Raw genomic sequence first — 24632 nt, 5'->3', positions numbered from 1 at the left:
TGACCTCCGGCACGCGCGGACGCGTCCGGTGGCGGCTTAGCGTCTGCCGTGCCGGTACAGGCCGGCGGGGAGGGGACGTGGCGATGGCCGTGGTCGAGGTCGAGGGGCTGTGCAAGCGGTACGGGGAGACGGTCGCCGTCGACGACGTGTCGTTCGCCGTCGAGCGGGGAGAGATTTTCGGGATCATCGGCCCGAACGGCGCCGGCAAGACCACGCTCGTGGAATGCGTCGAGGGGGTGCGGCGGGCCGACCGGGGCCGGATCAGGGTGCTGGGTCTGGACCCGTTGCGGGACCGCGCGCGGCTCAGGCAGGTGATGGGGGCGCAACTCCAGGGCGGGGCGCTGCCGGAGAAGCTGCGGGTCGGTGAGGCGGTCGCCCTGTACCGGTCGTTCTACCCCGATGGCGCCGACCCCGGCCGGCTGCTGGACGAGTTGGGGCTGACGGCCAAGCGGAAGACGGCGTTCGAGAACCTGTCGGGTGGGCAGGCGCAGCGGCTGTCGATCGCGCTCGCGCTGGTCGGCAAGCCGCGGATCGCGGTGCTGGACGAGCTCACCACCGGTCTCGACCCGCAGGCGCGCAGGGGCGTCTGGGAGCTCATCGAGCAGATCCGGGACACCGGCGTGACGGTGCTGCTGGTCACGCACTTCATGGCCGAGGCCGAGAGGCTGTGCGACCGGGTCGCGGTCATCGACCGGGGGCGGCTGGCCGCGCTGGACACCCCCGGCGGGCTGATCGCACGGCTGGACTCCCCGCAGCGCGTCCGGTTCCGGGTGGCCGCGCCGTTCGACGCCGCCGTGCTGGCCGGGCTCGACGGGGTCGGCGAGGTGCGCACCGACCGCGGCGAGACCGTCGTCACCGGGACGGGGGACCTGCTGCACACGGTCGGTTCGGCGCTCGTCCGCCACGGCGTGGTCGCCACCGAGACCCGGCTCGAGAACGCCACGCTCGACGACGCGTTCCTCGCCCTGACCGGCCGGACGCCCGGCGATGGGCCTGACGAGGGGCCAGGCGAGGGGCCCGGCGAAGGGGATGCGGCATGACGACGTACCGGCCCTCCGCGCGGGCGTGGGCGCTGCTGGCCTGGACCGAGGCCAAACTGGTGACCAGGGACACCGCCGGGCTCGTCATCCCGCTCGTCCTGCCGATGCTGATCATGGTGATGTACGGGCTCGGCGCGGACGGTGCGGGAACCGAACGCTTCCGCGGCGTCCCGGCCTTCGACGCCCATGTCGTGCCGATGACGCTGGTGATGGTCGTGGCGCTCATCGGCATGGTGAACATGCCGGCGGTCCTCGCCGCCTACCGCAGGTCGGGTGTGCTGCGGCGGCTGGAGGTGACGCCCGCGCGTCCGGTGATGATCCTGGTCGCGCAGGTGGTGGCCGCGCTGGCCCAGGTGCTGGTCGGCGTCGTGCTCGCCCTGCTGGTGGCCCGGCTGGCCTTCGGCATGTCGATGCCCCGGGACCCGCTCATCGCGATCGACGTGTTCTGCCTGGTGACGGCGGCGATGTACGCGCTCGGCATGCTGGTGGCGGCGATCGCGCCCACCCCGAACGCGGCGGTCGCCATCGGCCTGGTGCTGTTCTTCGCGACGATGGCGCTCGGCGGCGGGTTCGGACCCCGGGAGAACCTCCCGGACGGGCTGGCCACGCTCGGCGAATATCTGCCGTACGGGGCGGGAGTGGAGGCGTTGAGCGCCACCTGGATGGGGGTGGCACCGGACCTGTGGCACCTCGCCGCCCTCGCCGGCGCGGCCGTACTGGCCGGTGCCGCGGCCGCCAAGGCGTTCTGCTGGGACTGACGGGGGCGGGGCATGGCGAGGCCGGGAGAGGAAACGCCCTCTCCCGGCCTCGTCCTCCGTCACGCCTTACAGCGGAAGATCCCCCATTTCAGGTGGCCGGACTCGCCACCCCGGACCCAGTGCCGCAGGCCCGCCTTCATGTGCTCGAGGTAGTCGCTGCTGATCTGCCCGGTGAACTCGGCCTCCCGCCGCTCGGTCTCCTGGAGCACCCGCCCGTAGTGGGTGGTGAGGTGCGTGGTGAGGTCGTCGAAGCTCGGCGTCATGCCGAGGCGGGCGATCTCGCGCTGGTAGAAGCCGGGTGACCCCATCGTGTCGAGGTGCAGGCGGTCGAGGATGGGCCGCAGGGCGTCCCGGGTGCAGTCGTCCGCCGCCATGGGATCGGTGAAGACGAAGTCACCGCCCGGCTTGAGCACGCGGGCGATCTCCTCCAGTGCCCGGATCCGGTCGCCGCCGTGCAGCAGCGCGTCCTGCGACCACACGACATGGAACGCGTTGTCGTTGAACGGGAGCGCCTCGAAGGAGCCGTCCACCACGTCGATCAGGTGGTCGAGTCCCTGTTCCTCGTTCATCGCGCGGTTCCGCGCGTTCTCCACCTCGCTGAGGTTGAGGCAGGTGACCCGGCAGCCGTAGGTGCGGGCGAGATGCCGGGCGGATCCGCCGTATCCCGCGCCGAGATCGACGACCTGCGTCTCCGGCGTCAGGTTCAGGCCGGACGCCATCCGCTGGACGGTGCGGTCGCTGGCCGCGTCGATCGTGTCGTCGTCCTCGTAGACGCCGACATGGATGTGCTGTCCGCCCCACACGGAGTGGTAGAAGGCGTCGGCGTCGCTGGAGTTGTAGTAGTCGCGGGCGGTGTTCACCGCGGTGGAGTAGGCGGTGTTCATGTCGTCTTCCCAGTACCGTTTCTCCGCCACATGGATGAAGAAGTCGGGGTCGTCGTCATTGTAGGTCGCCTGGAAGTCACCGTACGTGTCGATGCGCTGGAAGCCGACCTCGCGCATGAGCCGCCGCATGTAGTTCTTGCGCAGCGGATACATGTTGAGGCAGTACTCGCTGTTGTCCGGGAACCGGTACCGGAATCGCGCGAGTCCCTCGTCGACGTACTCCGGTTCGGCCAGCACCTCCTCACCGCAGTAGTAGTAGGAGTGCTGGCTGGAGAATCCGTTGTCCAGGATGGAGTCGTAGTTGCGCTGGTCGATGATGAGCACGCCGTCGTGCTTGAGCATGGCGTAGAACTCGGCCAGGGCCTTACGCCGGTCGCGTTCCGAGAACAGGTGGGTGAACGAGTTGCCCAGGCAGATGATCGCGTCGAACTCGCCGTGGACGTCACGGTTCAGGAAGCGCCAGTCGGCGTGCACCACGCGGAGGATGTGGCCGCCGAACGCGTAGCCGTTGTCGAACGCCTTGCGCAGCATCTCCGGGCTGCCGTCGACACTGACCGTGTCGAAGCCTTCCTGAAGGAGCCGGACCGAATGGAAGCCGGTACCGGTGGCGACGTCGAGTACCTTCTGGACGCCCCGCTCCCTGAGCTGGTCGATGAAGAAGCTGCCTTCGCTTTCGTAGCGCCTCTTCCAGTCGATGAGTTCGTCCCACTTCTCCACGAAGCCCTGGACGTACTCTTCCGTGTAGTGATCGGTGTCGCGAACCTCGGTCGGATTGTCCCCGAACTCTTGGCGCTGAATCGGAATGCCTCCTGTGGACGTGCCTCCTGGTGACCGTCCGCGGCCCTCGTGGAACGCACGGTGGTCACCACTGGTCGGTCATATCGTCACATTGTGTGACGAACTGGTGCGGACAGGACGGACAGGGCGAACGTTAGCCATGGGCACGGCCGGAAATAAGGGGTCACCGCGGTAGATCTTGCTAACACGCGGTGTGATCGTCGCCACATCGAGGCCGCGTACGCAGGAGATTCGGCGTCTCCGAGGACACCCTCAGCGCTCCTGAAAGGGGCGGCGGCAGACCGGCGCGGTGGAACGTCTCAGGGGGCGGTGCCGCGGGCCGCGGCGCGGAACGCCGTGGGGGTCATGCCCGTGCGTTGCTGGAAGAACGCGCTGAACGCCGTCGAGTAGGCGAAGCCGAGACGTTCGCCGATCCCGGACGGGGGCAGGTCGGTGTGGGACAGCAGGCGTTTGGCCTCCAGCAGGATCTGGTCGTCGATGAAGCGTTTGGCGCCGCATCCCGCCGCGGCGCGGGTCGCGCGGGTGAGGGTGCGCACGCTGTAGCCGAGCCGGGCGGCGTAGTCCGCGACCCGGTGGCTGGTGGCGAGGTCCTGGTCGACGGCCTCCTGGAAGCGCAGGAAGACCTCGTGGCCCGCGGCCCGGTCGCCGGGGCCGCCGTTCAGGTGGGTCAGCCGCAGCAGGATGACGGCGAGCAGATGCCGCATGACGTCGATGTGGGCTTCCAGCGGGAGTTCGGCGAGCCGCTCATGCTCGGTCCTGAGGAGGCTGAGGGTGGAGTCCAAGGCCCCTTTCTGCGTGCCTTCGGGCGTCACGGGACGCTGCGGGACGCGCCAGTCGAGTCCGACGGCGTCGCGGGTCGCGGCGTCAAGGAATTCCGGAGCGAACACGACCACCGTCCCCTCGGTCTCAGTGAGGTCGCTGATGTACCGGTGGATCTGGCCGGGGCGCATCCAGAACCAGCCCCCGGCGGGAACGCGGTGTTCGAGGAAGTCGGCAGAGCAACGGACCGCCCCTGCGTGCACGGCGATGAATTCATGGAATTCCGGTCGCCTGGGAGCGTAGATGTCGACCCCGTGGCCGCGGGCGCGCTCGACGAGCCGGGCGAAGTCCATCACCTCCACGCCGGGCGGAGCGCCGGCGGCGGGCCGGTAAGGGATGTGCGGAACCTCCGTGCGCCGAGGTTGTCCGTTTTTCTTCATCAGCTGTCCTTGATCTATTCCAGAAATTATCGGCGCCGGCCATAGCGTGATCAACGGCGATGGAAAAGGGTGACCGACATCTCAGGGAGTTGACCGCCATGCGGCTGATCGTCGGAATGACGGGTGCGACGGGCGCCGTCCTGGGCATCCGCATTCTGGAGAACCTCGCCCGGCTCCCGGACGTCGAGACGCACCTGGTGCTGTCCCGCTGGGCGAGGGCCACCATCGAACTGGAGACCGGGCTGTCGGTGCGGCAGGTCGCGGCCCTCGCCGACGAGACGTACGCACCGGACGACCAGGGCGCGGTCATCTCCTCCGGCTCATTCCGCACCGACGGGATGGTCATCGCGCCGTGCTCCATGAAGACCCTGGCGGCGATCCGCGCCGGATACGCCGAGGGACTGCTCGCCCGCGCCGCGGACGTGGTGCTCAAGGAGCGGCGCAGGCTCGTGCTGGTCCCCCGTGAGACGCCGCTCAGCGAGATCCACCTGGAGAACATGCTCGCCCTGGCTCGCATGGGTGCGCAGGTGGTGCCGCCCATGCCCGCCTTCTACAACCAGCCGGTGACGGCCGACGACATCGTCGACCACATCGCGGCCAGGGTCCTGGACCAGTTCGACCTGCCCGTTCCCGCGCGCCGCTGGGAGGGCATGCAGGCAGCCCGCGGGCGGCGGGCCGCTCGCGGGCTCAGCCAGACCGTCTGACCACTGAGGAGTAACCGTGCCCTACGACGATCTCCGGAGTTTTCTGGAAACCCTCGACCGGGAGGGGCAACTGCTGCGCATCACCGACCAGGTCATGCCCGAGCCCGACGTCGCCGCCGCGGCCAACGCCGCGTCCCGGATGGGCGACGACGCCCCCGCCCTCTTCTTCGACGACATCGCGGGATTCACCGACGCCCGTATCGCCATGAACGTCCACGGCTCCTGGGCCAACCACGCGCTCGCGCTGGAACTGCCCAAGGAAACCCGCGTCAAGGAACAGGTGAACGAGTTCAGCCGCCGCTGGGAAAGGTTCCCCGTCGCGCCCGAATGGCGCGATGACCCGCCGTGGGCCGAGAACTCCATGGACGGCGACGACGCGGACATCTTCAAGGTGCTCCCGCTGATCCGCCTCAACGACGGCGACGGCGGCTTCTACGTGGACAAGGCCTCGGTCGTCTCCAAGGACCCCGAGGACCCCGACGACAGCGGCAAGCAGAACGTCGGCGTCTACCGCATCGAGGTCAAGGGCACGCGCAGGCTCGCACTTCAGCCGGTCCCGATGCACGACATCGCCCAGCACCTGCGCAAGGCCGAGGAGGCCGGCGAGGACCTGCCGGTCGCCATCACCATCGGCAACGACCCCGTCGTCTCCATCGCGGCGTCCACCCCGATGCGCTACGACGAGAACGAGTACGAGCTGGCCGGCGCCCTGCGCGGCGCGCCCGCCCCGATCGCCGCGGCGCCGCTGACCGGCCTGCCGGTGCCGTGGGGAGCCGAAGTGGTGATCGAGGGCGTCATCGAAGGACGCGTACGCGAGATCGAGGGGCCGTTCGGCGAGTTCACCGGGCACTACTCGGGGGGACGCAACATGCCCGTCATCCGGATCGACCGAATCTCCCACCGCACCGGCCCGATCTTCGAGCACCTGTATCTCGGCATGCCGTGGACGGAGATCGACCACATGATCGCGGCCAACACCTCCGTTCCGCTGTACCAGCAGCTCAAAGCCGAGTTTCCCGAGGTGCGGGCGGTCAACGCCATGTACACCCACGGCCTGGTCGTCATCGTCTCCACCGCCAAGCGCTACGGCGGCTTCGCCAAGGCCGTCGGCCTGCGCGTGCTCAGCACGCCGCACGGCCTGGGATACGCCACCACGGTCATCGTCGTGGACGAGGACGTGGACCCGTTCGACCTGCCGCAGGTCATGTGGGCGGTGTCCACCAAGATGAACCCGGCGGGAGACCTGGTCCAGATCCCCAACATGCCCGTCCTGGGGCTCGCACCGCAGGCCACGACGCCGGGCATCACCGACAAACTCGTCATGGACGCCACCACCCCGGTCGCCCCCGACGTCCGCGGCAACTACGGCAACCAGGTCCGCGACCTCCCCGAGGCCGCCGAATGGCTCGTCCGCCTGCGTGAACTGGCCGCCCGCCGCTGACCCCCCCCCGACACAAAGAAGGTCCTGCGATGACCACCACGACCCCGAGTTGCCCGCGTTGCGCACACGAGACGATCGACCGGCTGTTCACCTCGCCCGTCCCCGGAATGTGGGACGTGCTTCAGTGCCGCCTGTGCCTGTACTGCTGGCGCACCACCGAGCCGGACCGCCGCACCCGGCGCGAGTGCTACCCCGAGAGCTTCAGGATGACCGCCGAGGACGTCGCCTCCGCCCCCGAGTTCCCGCCGGTCCCGCCGCTGAAGAACGTCCCGTGACCGGCGCGTTCGAGGAGGCGCTGGCCGCATGCACCGTCCTCAACCTCGCCTACGTCGCCGAGGACGGCGGCCCGCGGGTCTGCGCCGTCTTCTACGCCCCCGCCGCCGACGGCTCCCTGGTGTTCGTCAGTTCCCGCACGACCCGGCACGGCCGCGTCCTGGCCGCCGACCCGGACGGCACTCCGGTGGCCTTCACCGTCCAGGACGACCGCCAGACCTGGCAGACGCTGCGCGGCGTGCAGGGCCGCGGCGTCTGCCACCACTTGGAAGGCGCCGAACTCGCCGACGCCCGCACGACCTACACCGCGCGCTTTCCCTTCGTGGCGGTCGACGACCGCCTGGCCCGCGCCCTCGCGGCGGCCGGCCACTGGCGAATCCGCCCGACCCGGCTCCGCCTGATCGACAACTCCCAGGGCTTCGGCCACACGACCGAATGGCCCGCCCCCGATCCGCGATGAACGGCGCGGACCGCTCCGCCCGGCGCCCTACCCGGCGGCCCCGGATTCGCCGCCGGTGAGAAGCCCGCTCGCTGAGAGGAGCCTCATCCAGTTGTCCTTGTGCCGACCGCGCCTGTCATGCTCCGTGGCGGCACCCTTGCCCAGGACGGCCTCGACGAGCCGGGGATAGCCTTCGCCGAGAACGTGGTGGTTGAAGAACGCCACGATGTCGTCCGCGAAATCCTCGCTGTCAATCTGCTCTATCTCAACATTCTTGTAAAAGAAGATGTAGTCGTCCGGGTCGACGTAGTAGACGCTAGCATTGCTGAGGTCCAGGCGAATGGGGGCGCCGCCGTCGATTCTTTCGAGGACGTCCGGCGGAATTCCGTAACGTTCATGGCCGATCTCCAGGGGATCGCCCAGCGGGCAATGCTCATTGGACCTCCGCAACGCCCATTCGTGCGGACCGCGGATCTCATCGGGCTGCTTGAAGCAGATGTAGTTGCCGCCCAGCCGGTAGAACAGGCGGAACACCTCGGTCACCCCGGCGGGCAGTCGGCTAACCTACCTGCCCACGGCCGAGAATCGCCGCATCCTGACAAAGGCTACGCACAACCACGTTGTCGCCTACGACCTTTCCCGGCCGGTCGTCAACGGGGGCCTCCTCGAACGGGCGGCGGTGTTCCCCGCCGAGGGCGAACCGCACGGCCATGCGGCGTCCCCCGACGCCGACACCGCGATCGTCTCCGTTCACGGCGAGCGCACCGCCCCGGACGACTCCGACGAGCCCATGGATCTGGACTTCCACCGGAACCACCTGGTCGACACCCGGACCGGGCGGGTACTCGGCCCCCTCCCCTCCGAGTTCATCACCAGGGAGGACATCGTCCCCCTCGGAGACCGCTCGTGGCTGACCACCGGATCCGACGGCGGCTGGTACCGCCACACCATGTGAACGACGACCGTCGCCTCGGGAGCAAGGGCGGTCGAAACTTTCGGTACATCGGTGTGGAACGTGATCACCCGATCGAGTCCTCAATGGACAAGTTCGAGAGCGGTCGAGCAGTTGTAGGCCCTGAGCAGGGTCAATGCTTTCCATGATGAATTAGGGTCATCGAAATTTTTCGAAAAGTGTTGACACGTCTACCGGGCCGGTCCAACACTGTCGCCATCGACAGACCTAGTCCCCTGTCGATGCGGGCCAGGCGCCCGTGACAGTCCCCCGGTCGTCGGGCGCACGATGACCGGCCAACCCCCGCCACCCCACCCCACCCCCGCCTCCACCCTCGAAACCCGCCACGCAGCAGGACGCCGCGGCGGCTGCCGTCCGGCCATCGGCGGCCTCGCCGGGTCATGTCGCGCTGCCTGGCCACCCCCGCCAGCGTTCACGAGGAGGAAGAACGCACATGAGCATCACGCATCCGAAACCCGCGCGCATGAGCGCCGCCCCCGCCCGACCGAGGAGCCGCGGACGCGGCCGGCTCAGGGCGTTCATCGGCGCCGCCTCCGCCGTCGTGATGGTCGCGGCCCTGCCCGGTGTCGCCAACGCGGCCGTGACCACCAACCAGACCGGCAACCACGACGGCTACTTCTACTCGTTCTGGACCGACAGCCAGGGCACGGTCTCCATGGAACTGGGGTCCGGCGGCAACTACAGCACCTCGTGGAGCAACACCGGGAACTTCGTCGCCGGCAAGGGATGGAGCACCGGTGGACGCCGGACCGTGAACTACTCGGGCAGCTTCAACCCGTCCGGCAACTCGTACCTGACCCTCTACGGGTGGACGAGGAGCCCGCTCGTGGAGTACTACGTCGTCGACAACTGGGGCAGCTACCGGCCCACCGGGGACTACATGGGCACGGTCACCAGCGACGGCGGTACGTACGACATCTACAAGACGATGCGGTACAACCAGCCGTCCATCGAGGGCACCGCGACCTTCCCGCAGTTCTGGAGCGTCCGGCAGTCGAGGCGCACGGGCGGCACCATCACGTCCGGAAACCACTTCGACGCCTGGGCCAGTCATGGAATGAACCTGGGCAACCACGACTACATGATCCTCGCGACGGAGGGCTACCAGAGCAGCGGGAGCTCCAACATCACCGTGGGCGGCACCTCCGGCGGCGGCGGTGGCGGCGGCGGAGGCGGCGGCGGTGGGGGTGGCGGCAACAACGGCTGCACCGCGACCCTGTCCGCCGGTGAGCAGTGGAGCGACCGCTACAACCTCAACGTCTCGGTGTCCGGGTCCAGCAACTGGACCGTGACGATGAACGTCCCGTCCCCCGCCAAGACGATCGCCACCTGGAACATCGACGCCAGCTGGCCCAGCGCCCAGGTGCTGACGGCCAGGCCGAACGGCAGCGGCAACAACTTCGGCGTGACCATCCAGCACAACGGCAACTGGACGTGGCCGACGGTCTCCTGCAGCACGGGCTGACCCCGGCACGCACCTGTGGCGCGGCGGCTCGTGACCGCCGCGCCACAGCGCTGCCCGGCAGGGCTTCAGGAGGTCAGCACTTGACCCAGTAGCCGGTGCCGGTCTCCTTGATGGTGCTGGTGGTGAAGACGTTCCACAGCCCCAGGTTCTGGTCGGAACCGTTGGCGTAGGCGTAGCCCATGGAGTGGTGGGCTCTCCCGGCGGTGGTGTGGGCGTAGTTGGACGCGGTCACACACTCCGCGGGAGGCGTGGTGGGCGGTGTGGTCGGGGGTGTGGTGGGAGGCGTGGTGGGCGGGGTGGTGGCGCCGTCGCTCATGGCTCTGACCATGTTGACGACGGCCGTCATCTGCGGGCCGGTCTTGAGCGGGTACTGGGCGGACTGGTAGCCCCACCAGTCCCAGCAGCCGCGGGGGTTGCTCGTCCCGGACGCGGTGGCCTGCGGATACAGGACGATCATGGCGTTGGTGTCGGCGTACTCGTTGAGGTAGGCCTTGTCCATGAAGGTGTCGCCGATGTTGCCGTAGTACTGGTAGCAGCCGTGCAGTGCGACCATCAGCGTGCAGGACGCCTGCTCGCAGGCCTGCGGGACGTAGGCGAACCCTTCGTCGCCCATGCTGATGGAGGTGGCGTCGCCGCCGGGGACGTAGGCGTTCTGGTCGAACTGGAGCAGCCGTCCGGTCAGGGACGAGGCGGCGGGCTGCACCGCGCCGTACAGGTGGGTCAGCATGTCCCCGACGGCGTCGCCGCCGCAGTCGTTGATCCAGGGCGACTGGGTGACCGAGCAGGCGCCGGGGCCGATCGGGCTGATCCAGGCGTGCCCCGCGGGGGAGTCGTGGTCGTAGGCGACGTCGGCGCCCAGGTCGCGGTAGTAGGTGGCCAGGTCGTCGTTGACCGGCTCGGCGACGGTGGTGTCGGACGTGCCGTGGTACAGCCACACCGGGTCGCCCGGCAGGTTCTCCACGGGGTCGACGGTGCCGGCCGCGGCGCGGTCGCGGGTCAGTTGTTCGAGCTGGGCGGGGGTCTTGCGGGGCAGGTAGGTCGCCATGCACGCGTTGAGCGCGGTGCTCAGGCTGTTCTGCGCGCAGTCGTAGGCGCCGGCGGAGAAGATGCCGGCTCCCTGGAACACCGACGAGTAGGCGACGTGGAGCTGGTTGGCCATGAACCCGCCGGACGACACCCCGCTGACGTAGGTGCCGCTGATGTCGTACTTGGCGAGCGGGGCGCGGGTCGGCGGTGGGACGGCGGCGTGGACGATGGACAGCGAGGTGGTCGCCAGGGCCACGGCCGCGATCGCGGCCCAGATCCCCTGTCTGATTTTCAGACGCATGTGGACTCCTCGGACGGGGTGGTGCCCGTCATGGTCGAGGAGTCCTGTGACGCCCGCCACATGGCGTGGTGACACACTCACCTTGATCAACATGTGGGTGAGGTCACGGAGGGCGCGCCGCCCGGCGTTCCGGCGGGTCACGCCCGGCCCGCGCCGCTGCGCGGACCGGACGTCCCGGAACGGGTCAGTACTTGATCATTCCGCGGATGTTCTTGCCGTCCCGCATGTCCTGGTAGCCCTGGTTGACCTGGTCGAGGGTGTAGGTGTTGGTGACCAGTTCGTCCAGCTTGAGCTTGCCCTCGTCGTAGAGGCGCAGCAGGCGCGGGATGTCGCGGCGCGGGTTGGCGTTGCCGAAGATGCAGCCGACCAGTTCCTTGCGCTGCATCGCCAGGTCGAACAGGTTGAGCTTGACGTCCTCCTGGAGGATCGGCGCGACCGCGACGACGACGCCGCGGCCGCCCTTGGCGACCATGCTCATCATCGGGTTGATGAGGTCGCCGGTGGCGACGCCGGTCGTGAGGAGGGCCTTGTCGGCGTTGGCGCCCCAGGTGAGCTCCATGACCTTGGCGGCGGCCTCCTCCATGGACGCGGCGGAGTGGGTGGCGCCGAACTCGGTCGCCTTCTCCCGCTTCCAGTCGACCGGGTCGACGGCGATGACGTGGCGGGCGCCGGCCATGGCCGCTCCCTGCACGGCGTTCATGCCGATGCCGCCGAGGCCGATCACCACGACGCTCTCGCCCGCCTGCACCTTGGCCACGTTGACGGCCGCGCCCCAGCCGGTGGTCACGCCGCAGCCGACCAGCGCGGCCTTGTCGAGCGGGATCCAGTCGTCGATCTTGACGGCGGACGCCTCGTTGACCACGGTGTACGGCGCGAACGTGCCGGTGCAGCACATGGTGCCGAGGTCCTTGCCGCTCTTGGAGTGGTGCCGGGCGGTCATGTCGCTGATCTGCCGTCCGGCCAGCAGCACCGCGCCCATGTCGCAGAGGTGCTGGCGGCCCATGGCGCACGAGGGGCAGCGGCCGCAGGCAGGGACGAACGACAGAACGACGTGGTCGCCCTCCTGCAGGTTGGTGACGCCGGGGCCGACCGCGACGACCTCGCCGGCGCCCTCGTGGCCGCCGATGAGCGGGAACTGCTCCGCGCCCAGCAGTGCCGCGATCTCCTCGCTGAGCACCATGTCCCCGGTGACCACATGCTCGTCAGAATGACACAGGCCGGACGCGGCGAGCTTGATCTTGACCTCGCCCGCCTTGGGATCATCGAGCTCGATGTCCTCGATGCTCCAGTCGGTGTGCGGTTCCCACAGGATCGCTGCTCGAGTCTCCACTGATGCCTCCTGATGGACTGGAGCCGGTTGTGCTTCTTAGATACTAGAACTTGATTCGGGAAGCTAGGGGTGAACGGGTATCGATCCACCCCGGCCCGATCCGGTTTCGGCAGGTGAGGCCGCCCGCGGACTCAGTTTCGGGCGGTGGAGATGTCGCAGGAGGCGAGGATCTCCTGCGGCATCACGCCTTCCGTCTCCACGACGGACCTGGCCAGGGCGGCCTCTGCGGACGACGGCCTCGCCCCCGGCGGGACGACCAGCAGCAGGGTCGGGTCCGCGTGGCCGCGGGTGACCGCGATCATGTGGTCGAGGTTGGCCAGCCAGCCGACCCTGACCTCGCGTCCGAGGGCGGTGATGCGGAGGGGCACGTCGTCCCAGTCGTCGAAGTCGACGTTCACGCGGGTGATCTCGTCCGAGGGCTCCGCGAGGGCGGTCACCAGCGCGGTGAGCTCGTGGACGGCGGCGCGGGATCGCGGCCACCAGCCGCCGTCGATGATGCCGCGTCCCCGGCCACCCGGTGCCAGGCGCAACCGTGGCGGCACCGTCTCGTCATCGGGAAGCGCGGCCGTGGCGGGCGTGGTGGCGAACTGAGCGGAGCGGGCCATGCAGCGGGCCTCATTCTCGGTCCATGCGGTACCGGGTCGTGAACCGCCGGGGACGGCGCCGGCAAGACGGCCCGCGCGCGGAATGCCCTCGGCAACCGCCAGCTTACGCAACGGACACGTGAATCCGAACGCGTAGACTCCGGATATCCGGCAACGACGGCATCCCGCCCGCGGCTGACCCGCCACGCCGGCTCGCCCCCGAAGGGGGACGCCATGCCGCTCCCGGACCGCACCCGCCACGTCGACGGAGACCACCCCATCCGGGCGTCCCGGATGAGTCTCACCGGGCCCGTGTCGATCATCGCGGTCGCGCTCATCGTCTTCACGGTGTTCTGGGCGACGACGACCCCGCCCATGGCGGTGATCATGGCCATGGCCACCCTGGCGGCCGGAACGTTCCTGCTCGTCCTGGTCTTCGGGACCGGCCGGCTCCGCGGACGCACCCGGTCGCCGGAACTGTGGCGGCGCCGCTGACCCCGTAGTGCGGCGGAGCCTGGGCGACGCGCGGGGAACTGCCGGGGCCGTCGGCGCGTTACGGCTTCGACGCGACGCGGCCGCGCACGATGGCCGCAAGTTCGACATGGTCGATAGGGTGTCGGCCAGATGAGCCGGGAAGTCTTGTCGGCATGGTGGTTACGCACGGTCCAGTGGTGTCGGTGTGGGGAGACGATCGGCCCACCTCGCCACGTCCCGCAGGGGGGTGGACGCGATCGCGGTCTCGTCCGGCCCGCCGTGGCTTGAGGTAATTACAGGAGAGGTACATGCGTGTTCTAGTCCTCGGCGGCGATGGATATCTCGGCTGGCCGACCGCCCTGCATCTGTCGCAGTGCGGTCACCAGGTCGCCGTCGCCGACAACTTCGTCCGGCGGCAGTACGACTTCGAGCTCGGCGTCGAGAGCCTGGTGCCCATCGAGTCGCTGCAGACGCGGGTCGAGGCGTGGCGCGAGCTGACCGGTGAATCGATCGGCGTGTACGTCGGCGACCTGACGGACGCGGAGTTCACCTACGGGATGCTGCGCGAGTTCCGCCCGGAGGCCGTGGTGCACTTCGCGGAGCAGCGCGCGGCGCCGTACTCGATGATCGACCGCAAGCACGCCGTGTACACGCAGGTCAACAACGTCGTCGGCACGCTGAACCTGCTGTACGCGATCGGGGAGGTCGACCCCGACATCCATCTCGTCAAGCTCGGCACGATGGGCGAGTACGGCACACCCGAGATCGACATCGAAGAGGGCTGGCTGGAGGTCGAGCACAAGGGCCGCCGCGACCGGGTCCTGTACCCCAAGCGGCCCGGGTCGTTCTACCACCTGTCGAAGGTCCACGACAGCCACAACATCGAGTTCACCTGCCGGATCTGGGGGCTGCGGGCCACCGACCTCAACCAGGGCGTGGTCTACGGGCAGGCGACCCCCGAGACGATGCTGGACGACCGGCTCGCGACGCGATTCGACTACGACGCCGTCTTCGGCACGGTGCTCAACCGGTTCGTCATCCAGGCCGTCCTCGGGCACCCGCTGACGGTGTACGGCAGCGGCGGGCAGCGCCGCGGGATCATCGACATCCGCGACACCGTCCGGTGCGTCCAGCTGGCCTGCGAGAACCCCGCCGAGCGCGGCGAGTTCCGGGTGTTCAACCAGATGACCGAGGCGGCGTCCGTCCAGGAGATGGCCGACACCGTCGCCCGCTGCTTCCCCGGCGACGTCCAGATCGACCACCTCGACAACCCCCGCGTCGAGCGCGAGGAGCACTACTACAACGTGGTGCACACCCGGCTGCTCGATCTCGGCCTGTCCCCGCACCTGCTGTCCGATACCCTGATCACTTCGCTGTTCGACGTCGCCAAGCGGTACGCGGCCCGGGTGAAGCCCGAGGCGCTGCGTCCCAAGGTCAACTGGCGTGAGCAGGCCGGACCCGTTCAGGAAACGTGACACGGCTGGGAGCCTCATGAACGACTCGCAGGGCGCCTTCACCCGCGCCACCGGCCGCGGGCTCGGAGACCGGGACGCCGAGTCCGCGGGCGCGGACAAGCCCCGCTACCGGCGCTACCAGTTCGATCTGATCGCCCCGCACTGCGGCGCCGGTGTGCTGGAGGTCGGCGCGGGCCTGGGCGAGTTCTCGGCCCAGTTCACCGGGCTGGACCGTCTCGTGGTCACCGACGTCGACCCCGGCGCCGTGGCCGTGATGAAGGACCGGTTCGCCGGTGACGAGAAGATCGCCGGTGAGATCGAGGTCCAGGGGTTCGACCTGGACGCGGGCGATCGCCTGGACCGGCCGGTCGACTCGGTCGTGGCGATCAACGTGCTGGAGCATTTCGAGGACGACGCCGGCGTGCTCGCCTCGCTGGCGCGCTCGGTCGTTCCCGGCGGCACGATCGTCCTGTGGGTGCCCGGTTACCAGAGCCTGTACAGCGATTTCGACCGCAGGGTCGGGCATTTCCGCCGCTACACGCCCACGACGCTGCGGGACGCGATCCGGCGTGCCGGGCTTGAGTGCGAGCGGGTGCGGCCGGTGAACCTGCTCGGCGGCCTTGCCTGGTGGGCGGCCATGCGGCTCGGGCGGGCGGAGGCGCCGAACAGCGGAGCGGTCGGCGTGTACGACCGGGTGATCGTCCCGGTCACCCGGGTGCTGGACCGGCTCCTGCCGGTGCGCTTCGGCCAGTCGGTCCTGGCGGTCGCCCGTGTGCCGGCCGAGCCGGAGGCATCGCGGGATTGATGCACGCCGATTCCGCCTGGTCCCGGTCCAAGGCCCGGTCCGAGGACAAGCCCTGGCCCGAGGACGAGGCTCGACCCGAGGACGAGGCCCGGCCCCGGTCCCGCGGCCGGCGCGCCTTCCGGCTGATCTTCACGCGTTACACGATCGGCTCGGTGCTGGCGGCGGTGGCGAGCGAGGCGACGCTGCTGCTGACGTACGGGCCCGGGCTCCTCAGCCCGGGCGCCGCGTCCGTGGCCGCCTGGGGGGCGGGCGCGGGCCTGAACTACGTCCTCAACCGGCGGTGGGCGTGGGGACGGCGAGGACGCGCGTCCCTGTGGCGCGAGCTGGTGCCCTACTGGGGGATCGCCGTGGCCAGCATGGTCATCTCCGCCTGGGCGACGGGCGCGGCGGACCGCCTGGGCCCCCGGCTGTTCGACTCCGACGGCCTGAAGACGGCGTTCGTCGGCGGGGTCTTCCTCGCCGTCTACGGCCTGATGTTCGTGGTGAAGTTCGTCCTGTTCCACTACCTCGTCTTCGCGGGCGGCCCCGGCACCCGGCCCGGGGCCGGTGAGGCGGACGCGCCGCGGCGTTCCCGCCACCAGGTCCCGACGACGACCCGTGAGTAGCGGAAGCCGTACACGAGGTTGCCGCCCTTCTTGGTGGACCCGGCCGTGCGGAGCCGCATCGTCGCCGGCACCTCCCGCACCCGGTACCCCCTGGAGATGACGCCGATGAGCAGCTCGGACGACTGGTACTGCGGCTGCCGGAGGGTGACGGCGCCGGTGACCTCGGCCCTCATGGCCCGCATGCCGAACGAGGTGTCGGTGATGCGCTGCCCGGTCAGCCTGCTCACCAGCCAGGCGAAGACGTGAACGCCGACGCGGCGGACGCGGTCGTAGGTCTCCTGCCGGCCCAGCAGGCGCGACCCGGTGACGAAGTCGGCCTCGCCCTCCAGCACGGGGGCCAGCACCCGCGGGATCTGGGCGGAGTCGTACTGGCCGTCGGCGTCGGTGGTGACGATGAACTCGGCGCCGCCTTCGCGGGCGAGGCGGTAGCCCAGCCGCAGCGCGGCCCCCTGCCCGCGGTTGACCGGCACGTCGCAGACCATCGCGCCGTACTCGCGGGCGACGGTGGCGGTCTTGTCGGTCGCCCCGTCCACCACCACGATCACCGCGGTGGCGCGTCCGGCGACGGTTCCGGGGATCGAGCGCACGACCTCGCCGATGCCGCGTTCCTCGTCGTAGGCGGCGATGACGACCGCGATCGGCGGCAGCTTCGTGCCGTACTCGTCGGCGAAGTCCGCGACCGCCGCGTCGTCGACGGAACCTCCCGCGTCGTTCACGCCGCCTCCCGCGCGGTTCGGTGCCCCGGTCACGCGACCTCCACCGGTGCGAAATCGGGCCAGACGGTCGCCATCCCGGAGCGGAGGTCGTGGTGCGGCTCATAGCCCAGCGCGCGCGCCTCGGAGATGTCGAGGACGACCGCGGGCATCTCGCCCGCCTTGGCCGGCGTGTACTCGACGGGGATGGGCGCGCCGGTGACCGCCCGCGCCGTGTCGATCAGGTCGTTGACGCTCGTGGAGGAACCCGACCCGACGACGAGCGGGCCGGTGGGGCCGGTCCGCCACGCCAGCAGCACGGCCTGCACCACGTCGTCGACGTGCACGTAGTCGCGCAGCTGGGCGCCGTCGCCGTACACCTGGACGCCGCCGCCCGAGGCGGCGGCGCGCATCAGCCGCGGGACGAAGCTGTCCTTGTGCCGCATGCCCGGCCCGTACACGTTCGCGAAGCGCACCGCGCAGGTCTGCATCCCGTACACGCCGGTGTAGGCGCTGAGCAGCATCTCCGCCGCCGCCTTCGTCGCGCCGTAGGGGGTGAGCGGCCGCAGCGGCATCCGTTCGCTGATGGGGGTGCCGCCGACGTCGCCGGTCACGGCGTTGGTCGAGGCGAACACCACGCGCGGCACCTCACGTTCGCGGCACAGCTCCAGCAGGTCGGCGGTGGCCTCGACGTTCAGGCGGTAGACGCCGGCGGGGTCCTCCACCGACTGCAGCACCGAGGTCACCGCGGCCAGGTGGACCATGCCGTCCAGCCCGCGCGAGACGGCGGCGCGGCGCACCTCCGGGTCGCACAGGTCGCCGACCACCGACCGGACGGCGGGGTCGGGATGGGGCTGCCGATCTGCGACGACGACCTCCGCCCCAGCGTCCAGCAAGGCGGTGACCAGGCGGCCGCCGATGAATCCGGCACCCCCGGTCACCAGCACCCGCGCCCCGGTGAGGCCCGGGTCCTGCCCCGGAGCCGTCGTCCCTGTCATTTGCTCACCCGCCGTACGCTCGTGAAACTTCTGATCGCCGACCCTAACGGAACCTCGGCCGGGGTACCGACTCGAACCGGCGAGGCGCACCGGGTCCGGCATGGTGATCAACGGATGAGGGGCGACCGGTGATCCATGTTCTCGTGATGGGGCTGCCGCTGGTGGCCGGGCTCGCCCTCGGCGTGCTCGCCGCGCGGCGGCGGTGGGCGCCCCCGCTGTGGGCGGCCGTGGCCGTCGGGGCGGTGCTGCGGGCGGCGATGATGCTGATCGCCGCGCAGGACACCTGGCAGCCCTATGACCTGGCCGTGGACTTCCCCGCCACCGCCGACGCCGTGCTCGACGGCCGGGACCCGCTCTTCGAACTGCGCGAGGGCGGCTGGCATTTCCTGCCGCTGCTGGCCTATCTCCTCGCCGGAGTCCGGGCGCTGGGCGACCTGCTGGGGCTGCCGTGGGGGTTCACCGGACGCGTCGTTCCCGTCCTGGCCGATCTCGCTCTGATCCCGCTGGTGGCGAAACTGAGCACGGATCCGGATTCGCGGGTCCGCGCCCTCCGGGGCTTCCAGTACGCGTGCGCGCCGGTGGTGCTGATGGTGAGCGCCGTGCACGGCCAGTTCGGGCCCATCACGCTGGTGCTGGGCGCCGCGGCGCTCCTGGCCGCCCGCAACGGCGGGGTCCATCTGGCGGGTGTGCTCATCGGCCTTTCCGTCACCTCGGCCAACTGGTCGGTGCTGCTTCTGCCCGGTGTCCTGCTCGCCGTCCCCGGCCTGCGGCGCCGGCTCACCGTCCTCGGGTGGACGGCCGTGGTCCCCGTCGCGTTCCTGGTCAGCAGCGTCCCGGTCTTCGGCACCCCGATCGACCGGCTGCCCGCCACCCTGTCGGCGTCGCTGTCGGCGCGTCCGGTGGTGGGGGACTGGGGATGGACCGCGATCGTGACCGGTGGCGAGCAGGTGGTGTCCGCCGGGTACGGCACCGTCGGCACCCCGGTGCTCGCGCTGGCGCTGCTCGCCGCCGCCTGGTGGTGGCGCAAGGCGGACCCCGTCGCCCTGACCCTCGCGCTGCTGCTGGTCTTCCTCATCGTGACCTACCGGTTCGGCGCGCAGTACCTGATGTGGCCGATGCCGTACCTCATCATGCGCTGGGGCCGGGGCACCTGGCCCGTGATCGTCGTCACCGGCCTCTGGGCGGCCTTCGCCTACCTGTTCATGACGCGACTGACCCCGGCCCCGTGGCAGGACGCGCACGTCTGGTGGGCGCTGTCGTCGCTGGTGGTCATCGCGTTCCTCATCCGCGCACTCCCGGCCCGGCCCCTGCCCGCTTCTCCCGATCCTTCCTGACCGCCCAGAAGAGCAGCAGGATCAGCACCAGCACGTCGCCGCCGAGGAACACGACGGTCCACACCAGGACTTCGGTGTCCACGGGTTCTCCTTTCTCACCGGGCGGAACTCAGGAGGAGGTCTTGTCATCGCCGCCCTCGACCGCGCCTTCGGCCGCGCCGGAGGGCGGGACGGCCCCGGCGGGCGCCGGTGCGGTCATCGGCCCGCCGCCGATCCGGTCGGCGAAGACGTTGTTCAGCGCGTACAGGACGACGAACAGCAGGGTCCACTGCAGCAGCAGCGTGGCGACGCTGAACGTCGCGAAGGGGTTCCACCAGTCGTCGGGGGCGAACTCGTCGATCGCCCGGTAGACCCACCAGCCGATGACGAACGCGAACATCGCGGGGAACAGCCGGATCAGCCACGGCCACCAGGCCCGGATGCGGAAGTCGCTGTCGGCGTCCATCGCCGCCCGCGCCCGCTCCAGCCCGTACTTCATCATCGCGATCGCCGCCAGCAGGCCGCTGATCAGCAGCGCGACACCCCACACGAAGTCCTGGTTGGCGAAGAAGTCCAGGCTGAGCGCCGAGGGAATGCCGGCGACGGCGGTGACCGCGACCACCAGCCCGACCGCGCGCGTGCGGGTCACACCGGCGTCCATGACGTTGCGGGTGGCCAGCTCCGCCATCGCGATCAGGCTGGAGAGCCCCGCCATGACGAGCGCCAGGAAGAACAGCACACCGAAGAAGGCGCCGCCGGGCATCTCGGCGAACAGCTGGGGGAAGAAGACGAAGGCCAGGCCCTCGTTGCCCGCGGTGGCGCTGGCGATCTGCTGCGGCTCGCCCAGCGCGTACAGCGCGCCGATCACGGCGGTGCCGGCGAGCAGGGACGCCAGCAGGTTCCCCGCGCACACCGCCGTGGCGTTGAGCCCGAAGTCCTCCCGCCGCCGCATGTAGACCGCGTAGGTCAGGTAGAGGCCCCACCCGGCGCCGGTGGAGAAGGCCATCTGGGTGAACGCCTGGAGCCAGAGCTGGGCGTCGCCGAGCCGGTCCCACTCGGGGACGAAGAGGTGCCGCAGCCCCTCCTCCGCCCCGTCCAGCGTGAGCGCCCGGACCGCCAGCACGAGCAGGATCACGAACAGTGCGGGGATGGCCCACTTGAGGATCTGCTCGTAGCCGCGTTTGAGTCCGCGGGCGACGATGGCGCCCACCAGCCCGATGGCCAGCAGGTGGAACAGGATCGTCTGCCAGGGGGTGGAGGTGAACTCGTCCCACAGCGCTTGGGTGTCGCGCCCTTCGTCGAAGGTCCCGGTGAGCGAGTAGAGCAGGTAGCGCAGCGTCCACCCGCACACCACCGAGTAGTAGAACAGGATGCCGACGGTGACGAACCCCATGTAGGCGCCCATCCAGGCGAACCTGCGCCCCATGAAGTCGCGGAAGGCGCCCACCGTGCCGAGCCTGCTCTTGGAGCCCATGAAGGATTCGGCCATCAGGATCGGGACGGCCCACACCAGGTTCGCCACCACAAGGGCGACCAGGAAGGCGCCCCCGCCCCACTCGGCCGCCACCCGGGGGAACCGCCAAATGTTTCCGGTGCCGACGGCCATCCCGATCGCGGCGGCGACGAAGGTGATCCTGCTGCCGAACACTTCCTTGGCCGCCATCGGGGGCTTCCCTTCCACGATCCGGTTCCGCCGGTCCTGTGCCCCCGCTGCGACACGGCCGGATCCGTACCGGACGACGCCGCTCCTGCGACCATCACCCGAGAATCAGGTGGGTTCAAGGGAAAGAGTTGACAACGGCCGCGCGTCCGGCCGGGTCACTCTGGCCCGGGGGTCCTCAGTCCGGGTCGTCGGCGTCCAGGCCGAGGAGGCGTCCCCAGGTGGCTTGGGCGGTGTTCTGGTAGGCCGTGGTGACCGCGACCAGCCGGCGGTGGGGTTCGGGGTCGCAGAGCTCTTCGGGGAGCAGGGGGTCGTGCAGGATCGTGGCGATCGCCCGGCTGCCGAGCAGGAGGGACTCGTGGGCGAACTCCTCGGGGGTGAGGGTGCCGAGGTGGTCGCGGCTCCGGGTGAGCTCGTCCGCCGTCCGGGTGAGGCGGGCGATGAGGCCGCCGGTGTCCCAGAGGCCGCGAAGTTCCCGGTCGGTGGCCGGATCGAGCCGGTCGATCGCGAACACGACCGCCTCGGGGGCCATGCCGGTGCCGGTGAGCGTCCCGCGCAGCCCGTCCACGCCGCCGCGGAGGTTGTCGGGACGGACGTGCAGCGCGCCGCGCCAGGCGTGCAGTCCCAGGAGCTGCAGGGCCCGGTCGTGGTGGCGCAGGGCCGCGCGGTCGGTGCGGGCGGTGGCGGAGTTCTCGACCGCGGCCCAGCGTCCCGTCCACGGCACGCGGGAGGTGTGGCGGGTCGCCCACTGCTCGATGTGGGGGTAGGCGCGCAGCCGGTCGGGACGCGCGATGTAGACGCCGCGGCCGTCGCGTTCCAGCACGCCCTGCTCGTTCAGCCGTTTCGCGGCCATCCGGATGCTCGGCGCGCTCAACCCCACGATCTCCCCGCCCAGGCACAGCGTGGAGATCGAGAACCGGGTGCGCGGCCGGGCCGTCACCAGGTCCAGCAGGAATTTGCGGGCGGTCAGCTCGAGCACTTGTAACAACTCCTAGCCAGATTTTTCCACAGTGTGTTACAAATGGAAGAGGTCGTTTCACTGTAGGTCGTGTTCTGCGGACCGCGGGAGGTGCCGATGGCAGACGTGCGTGTCGAGGTGGCGGGCACGACCACCACGATCTGGATGGACCGTCCCGACCGGCGCAACGCCGTCGACCGGCGGATGGCCGCCGAGCTGCGCGAGGCGTTCGAGGCGTTCGAGGCCGACCCGGGGCAGCGCGTGGCGGTGCTCGCCGGGACCGGCGGGACGTTCTGCGCCGGAGCCGACCTGACCTCGGTGGGGGACCCCGAACGCAGCAACGAACTCGACCCCGCCGGTGGCGGAAGCGGCCCCATGGGCCCGACCCGGATGAAGCTCGGCAAGCCGCTCATCGCCGCCGTCAGCGGGTACGCCGTGGCGGGCGGGCTGGAGCTGGCCCTGCTCGCCGACCTGCGGATCGTGGAGCGCGACGCGGTACTGGGCGTCTTCTGCCGCCGCTGGGGCGTGCCGCTCATCGACGGCGGCACCGTCCGGCTGCCGCAGATCGTCGGCCTGGGCCGGGCGCTCGACCTGATCATGACGGGACGGCCCGTGGAGGCCGACGAGGCGCTCGCCATCGGCCTCGCCAACCGGGTCGTCGAAACCGGGCAGGCGGTCGACGCCGCACGGGAGCTGGCCGACCAGATCGCGGGCTTCCCGTTCGAATGCGTGCTCGCCGACCGTGCCTCCACCTACGCCGGCCTCGACCTGCCCCTCGCCGAGGCGCTGCGCGCCGAGGGGGCCGCCGGCGTTCCCATCGTCCAGCGTGAGGGCGTGGCCGGCGCCGCCCGCTTCGCCGCCGGAGCGGGCCGGCACGGCCGGTTCGCCCGAGAGGAGACCACCCCATGAGTCCCACCACCCGTGAGCTGATCGTCCGTGGCGCACGCCAGCACACCGATCGGGCCGCCGTGATATTCGGCGACGAGGAGCTGACGTTCGGCCAGGTCGACGAGCTCAGCAACCGGCTCGCCCACGCGCTGGCGCGGGAGGGCGCCGGCCACCACCGGCGCGTCGGCCTCCTGGTGAACAACAGCATGCTCAGCGTCCCGCTCGACTTCGCCTGCGTGAAGGGCGGGATCAACCGCGTTCCCCTCAACGCCCGGCTGTCGGTGGCCGAGCACGTCACCATGCTCACCGACACCCGGTGCGAACTCGTGGTGTTCGGCGCCGACCTGACCGAACGGGCCCGCGAGCTGGCCGCCGCGCTGCCCGGCGTGGCGTTCCTGGGCCTGGAGACAGGCCTGGACGGCGAACCGCCCCTCATGGAACGGGCCAAAAGCGCGCCCGCGCCCCTGCCCGACGTCGAGGTGGGCGCCGACGACGTGATCCTCACCCTGTTCACGTCCGGCACGACCGGGACCTTGAAGGCGGCGCAGCACACCCAGGCGTCCTACGCGGGCATCTGCCGGAACGTGCTGCTCAACCTCTTCCCGGCCACGCACGAGGACGCCATGCTGCACGCGGCGAGCCTCATCCACGCCAGCGGGGTGTTCGTGCTGCCGCTGTGGCTGCGCGGCGGCCGCACGGTCATCCTGCCCGGCTTCGCACCGGAGCCGTTCCTGCAGGCGATCACCCGCCATGGGGCCACGGCGATCAACCTGGTGCCGACCATGATCCAGATGCTGGTCGAGCACCCGGACTTCGCGACCGCCGACGTCTCCACGCTGCGCCGGGTCATCTACGGCGCCTCGCCCATGCCGCGTCCCGTCATCGAGCGCGCCATGGGCGTCTGGGGCCGGGACCGCTTCTGGCAGTACTACGGGCAGACCGAGATCCCGCTGTGCATCGCGGTGCTGCGTCCCGAGGACCACACCGGCGACCGGCTCGCCGCCTGCGGGCAGATCTCGACCGAGATCGAACTGCGGCTGCTGGACGAGGACGGCCGCGAAGTCCCGCAGGGCGAGCCGGGCGAGATCGTGGTGCGCGGCCCCTCGTCCGTCGCCGGGTACTTCGACGCCCCGGAGCTGACCGCGGAGACCTTCCGCGACGGCTGGGTCCACACCCGGGACGTCGGCGTCCTGGACGACGACGGCTTCCTGCACCTCAAGGACCGGACCTCCGACATGATCATCAGCGGCGGCTACAACGTCTACCCCCGCGAGGTCGAGGACGCCCTGCTGGAGCACCCGGCCGTGCGCGAGGCCGCGGTCGTCGGCACCCCCGACGAACGCTGGGTGGAGGCGGTCACCGCCGTCGTCGTCCTCGCCCCCGGGACGACCGCCGACGACGAGCTCCGCGAACGGCTGGTGGCGCACGTGACCGAACGGGTCGCCTCCTACAAGAAGCCCCGCAGGATCGTCTTCAGCGACGCCGTCCCCAAGACCGCCGTCGGCAAGCTCGACCGCAAGACCCTGCGCGCCCGCCTCGCCGCCGGCGACGCGCCCCCGAATCCCTGACC

Annotated in this window: 26 protein-coding genes; 15 read left to right on the top strand and 11 right to left on the bottom strand. The window is 70.3% G+C overall.

The genetic code is table 11. The features are described 5' to 3' along the window. Positions 1–83 precede the first annotated feature (83 nt). The gene (locus ACGFK0_RS35135; RefSeq protein WP_392912894.1) at positions 84–1040 is read left to right on the top strand and encodes an ABC transporter ATP-binding protein; all 957 of its coding nucleotides are present in this window, start codon (positions 84–86) and stop codon (positions 1038–1040) included. Then, positions 1037–1798, top strand: a complete 762-nt coding sequence (locus tag ACGFK0_RS35130; RefSeq protein ID WP_392912829.1) for an ABC transporter permease — start codon at positions 1037–1039, stop codon at positions 1796–1798. The genes ACGFK0_RS35135 and ACGFK0_RS35130 overlap by 4 nt, the downstream gene beginning before the upstream one ends. A gap of 59 nt (positions 1799–1857) precedes the next feature. Here the strand turns inward: ACGFK0_RS35130 and ACGFK0_RS35125 are convergent, their stop codons facing one another. Both ACGFK0_RS35125 and ACGFK0_RS35120 read right to left on the bottom strand, forming a co-directional pair. Further along, the gene (locus tag ACGFK0_RS35125) at positions 1858–3399 is read right to left on the bottom strand and encodes a methyltransferase domain-containing protein (protein ID WP_392912827.1); all 1542 of its coding nucleotides are present in this window, start codon (positions 3397–3399) and stop codon (positions 1858–1860) included. Positions 3400–3779: 380 nt separating this feature from the next. Continuing rightward, positions 3780–4679, bottom strand: a complete 900-nt coding sequence (locus ACGFK0_RS35120) for a helix-turn-helix domain-containing protein (protein WP_392912826.1) — start codon at positions 4677–4679, stop codon at positions 3780–3782. 98 nt (positions 4680–4777) lie between these two features. On the opposite strand from ACGFK0_RS35120, the gene ACGFK0_RS35115 reads away from it, so the two are divergent. Genes ACGFK0_RS35115 through ACGFK0_RS35100 form a run of 4 tightly spaced genes read left to right on the top strand, consistent with a single transcriptional unit; the run spans position 4778 to position 7557 of the window. Next, entirely contained in the window at positions 4778–5383 is a 606-nt protein-coding gene (locus ACGFK0_RS35115) for a UbiX family flavin prenyltransferase (RefSeq protein ID WP_392912825.1), read from the top strand. Between the two features lie 16 nt (positions 5384–5399). Next, complete coding sequence (locus ACGFK0_RS35110) at positions 5400–6824, top strand: non-oxidative hydroxyarylic acid decarboxylases subunit C (RefSeq protein WP_392912824.1); 1425 nt, start codon at positions 5400–5402, stop codon at positions 6822–6824. 29 nt (positions 6825–6853) lie between these two features. Continuing rightward, positions 6854–7099, top strand: a complete 246-nt coding sequence (locus ACGFK0_RS35105) for a non-oxidative hydroxyarylic acid decarboxylases subunit D (protein WP_392912823.1) — start codon at positions 6854–6856, stop codon at positions 7097–7099. Continuing rightward, positions 7096–7557 carry a pyridoxamine 5'-phosphate oxidase family protein gene (locus tag ACGFK0_RS35100; RefSeq protein ID WP_392912822.1) on the top strand — a complete coding sequence of 154 codons (462 nt, stop codon included), beginning with the start codon at positions 7096–7098 and terminating at the stop codon, positions 7555–7557. Before ACGFK0_RS35105 ends, ACGFK0_RS35100 begins: the two co-directional genes overlap by 4 nt. A 27-nt stretch (positions 7558–7584) precedes the next feature. Here the strand turns inward: ACGFK0_RS35100 and ACGFK0_RS35095 are convergent, their stop codons facing one another. Further along, a complete protein-coding gene (locus tag ACGFK0_RS35095) occupies positions 7585–8079 on the bottom strand; it encodes a hypothetical protein (protein ID WP_392912821.1) in 495 nt (164 codons plus the stop codon). A gap of 136 nt (positions 8080–8215) precedes the next feature. On the opposite strand from ACGFK0_RS35095, the gene ACGFK0_RS35090 reads away from it, so the two are divergent. Further along, positions 8216–8491: a hypothetical protein gene (locus ACGFK0_RS35090; protein ID WP_392912820.1), complete on the top strand. Its 276-nt coding sequence runs from the start codon at positions 8216–8218 to the stop codon at positions 8489–8491. Between the two features lie 481 nt (positions 8492–8972). Continuing rightward, entirely contained in the window at positions 8973–9974 is a 1002-nt protein-coding gene (locus tag ACGFK0_RS35085; RefSeq protein ID WP_392912893.1) for a glycoside hydrolase family 11 protein, read from the top strand. 73 nt (positions 9975–10047) lie between these two features. Here ACGFK0_RS35085 and ACGFK0_RS35080 read toward each other — a convergent pair whose 3' ends face one another. From ACGFK0_RS35080 to ACGFK0_RS35070, 3 genes are all read right to left on the bottom strand, one after another. Further along, the gene (locus ACGFK0_RS35080) at positions 10048–11301 is read right to left on the bottom strand and encodes a hypothetical protein (RefSeq protein WP_392912819.1); all 1254 of its coding nucleotides are present in this window, start codon (positions 11299–11301) and stop codon (positions 10048–10050) included. A gap of 184 nt (positions 11302–11485) precedes the next feature. Further along, positions 11486–12631 (bottom strand): NDMA-dependent alcohol dehydrogenase, encoded by a 1146-nt coding sequence (locus ACGFK0_RS35075; protein ID WP_392912818.1) that lies wholly within the window; start codon positions 12629–12631, stop codon positions 11486–11488. A 131-nt stretch (positions 12632–12762) separates the two neighbouring features. Next, complete coding sequence (locus ACGFK0_RS35070; protein WP_392912817.1) at positions 12763–13236, bottom strand: DUF5994 family protein; 474 nt, start codon at positions 13234–13236, stop codon at positions 12763–12765. 213 nt (positions 13237–13449) lie between these two features. Between ACGFK0_RS35070 and ACGFK0_RS35065 the strand changes: the two genes are divergently transcribed. From ACGFK0_RS35065 to ACGFK0_RS35050, 4 genes are all read left to right on the top strand, one after another. Then, positions 13450–13710, top strand: a complete 261-nt coding sequence (locus ACGFK0_RS35065) for a hypothetical protein (RefSeq protein ID WP_392912816.1) — start codon at positions 13450–13452, stop codon at positions 13708–13710. A 287-nt stretch (positions 13711–13997) separates the two neighbouring features. Continuing rightward, entirely contained in the window at positions 13998–15164 is a 1167-nt protein-coding gene (locus ACGFK0_RS35060; RefSeq protein WP_392912815.1) for an NAD-dependent epimerase/dehydratase family protein, read from the top strand. A 16-nt stretch (positions 15165–15180) separates the two neighbouring features. Continuing rightward, the gene (locus ACGFK0_RS35055) at positions 15181–15948 is read left to right on the top strand and encodes a class I SAM-dependent methyltransferase (protein WP_392912814.1); all 768 of its coding nucleotides are present in this window, start codon (positions 15181–15183) and stop codon (positions 15946–15948) included. Then, positions 15948–16553, top strand: a complete 606-nt coding sequence (locus ACGFK0_RS35050; RefSeq protein ID WP_392912813.1) for a GtrA family protein — start codon at positions 15948–15950, stop codon at positions 16551–16553. The genes ACGFK0_RS35055 and ACGFK0_RS35050 overlap by 1 nt, the downstream gene beginning before the upstream one ends. Here the strand turns inward: ACGFK0_RS35050 and ACGFK0_RS35045 are convergent. Beyond that, positions 16451–17269, bottom strand: a complete 819-nt coding sequence (locus ACGFK0_RS35045) for a glycosyltransferase family 2 protein (protein WP_392912812.1) — start codon at positions 17267–17269, stop codon at positions 16451–16453. The two genes, ACGFK0_RS35050 and ACGFK0_RS35045, sit on opposite strands and share 103 nt — an antisense overlap. Positions 17270–17298: 29 nt before the next feature. After that, positions 17299–18243, bottom strand: a complete 945-nt coding sequence (locus ACGFK0_RS35040; protein WP_392912811.1) for an NAD-dependent epimerase/dehydratase family protein — start codon at positions 18241–18243, stop codon at positions 17299–17301. A gap of 128 nt (positions 18244–18371) precedes the next feature. Here ACGFK0_RS35040 and ACGFK0_RS35035 point away from each other — a divergent pair, with 128 nt between their 5' ends. Beyond that, on the top strand, positions 18372–19577 hold the full coding sequence (locus ACGFK0_RS35035) for a hypothetical protein (RefSeq protein ID WP_392912810.1): 1206 nt from the start codon (positions 18372–18374) through the stop codon (positions 19575–19577). Here the strand turns inward: ACGFK0_RS35035 and ACGFK0_RS35030 are convergent. From ACGFK0_RS35030 to ACGFK0_RS35020, 3 genes are all read right to left on the bottom strand, one after another. Next, the gene (locus ACGFK0_RS35030) at positions 19525–19659 is read right to left on the bottom strand and encodes a hypothetical protein (RefSeq protein WP_392912809.1); all 135 of its coding nucleotides are present in this window, start codon (positions 19657–19659) and stop codon (positions 19525–19527) included. The genes ACGFK0_RS35035 and ACGFK0_RS35030 overlap by 53 nt on opposite strands. Before the next feature lie 27 nt (positions 19660–19686). Further along, entirely contained in the window at positions 19687–21219 is a 1533-nt protein-coding gene (locus ACGFK0_RS35025) for a sodium-dependent transporter (RefSeq protein ID WP_392912808.1), read from the bottom strand. A 175-nt stretch (positions 21220–21394) separates the two neighbouring features. After that, positions 21395–22195, bottom strand: coding sequence for a hypothetical protein (locus ACGFK0_RS35020; RefSeq protein ID WP_392912807.1), 801 nt, complete (start codon positions 22193–22195; stop codon positions 21395–21397). 96 nt (positions 22196–22291) lie between these two features. Here ACGFK0_RS35020 and ACGFK0_RS35015 point away from each other — a divergent pair, with 96 nt between their 5' ends. After that, positions 22292–23083: a crotonase/enoyl-CoA hydratase family protein gene (locus ACGFK0_RS35015; RefSeq protein WP_392912806.1), complete on the top strand. Its 792-nt coding sequence runs from the start codon at positions 22292–22294 to the stop codon at positions 23081–23083. Then, positions 23080–24630 (top strand): class I adenylate-forming enzyme family protein, encoded by a 1551-nt coding sequence (locus ACGFK0_RS35010; RefSeq protein WP_392912804.1) that lies wholly within the window; start codon positions 23080–23082, stop codon positions 24628–24630. Before ACGFK0_RS35015 ends, ACGFK0_RS35010 begins: the two co-directional genes overlap by 4 nt. Positions 24631–24632: the final 2 nt, after the last annotated feature.

The organism is Spirillospora sp. NPDC048823 (assembly GCF_043198445.1).
GTDB lineage: Bacteria > Actinomycetota > Actinomycetes > Streptosporangiales > Streptosporangiaceae > Spirillospora.
Note: the sequence above shows the minus strand (reverse complement) of the source record. Positions and strands in the feature narration are given on the sequence as shown.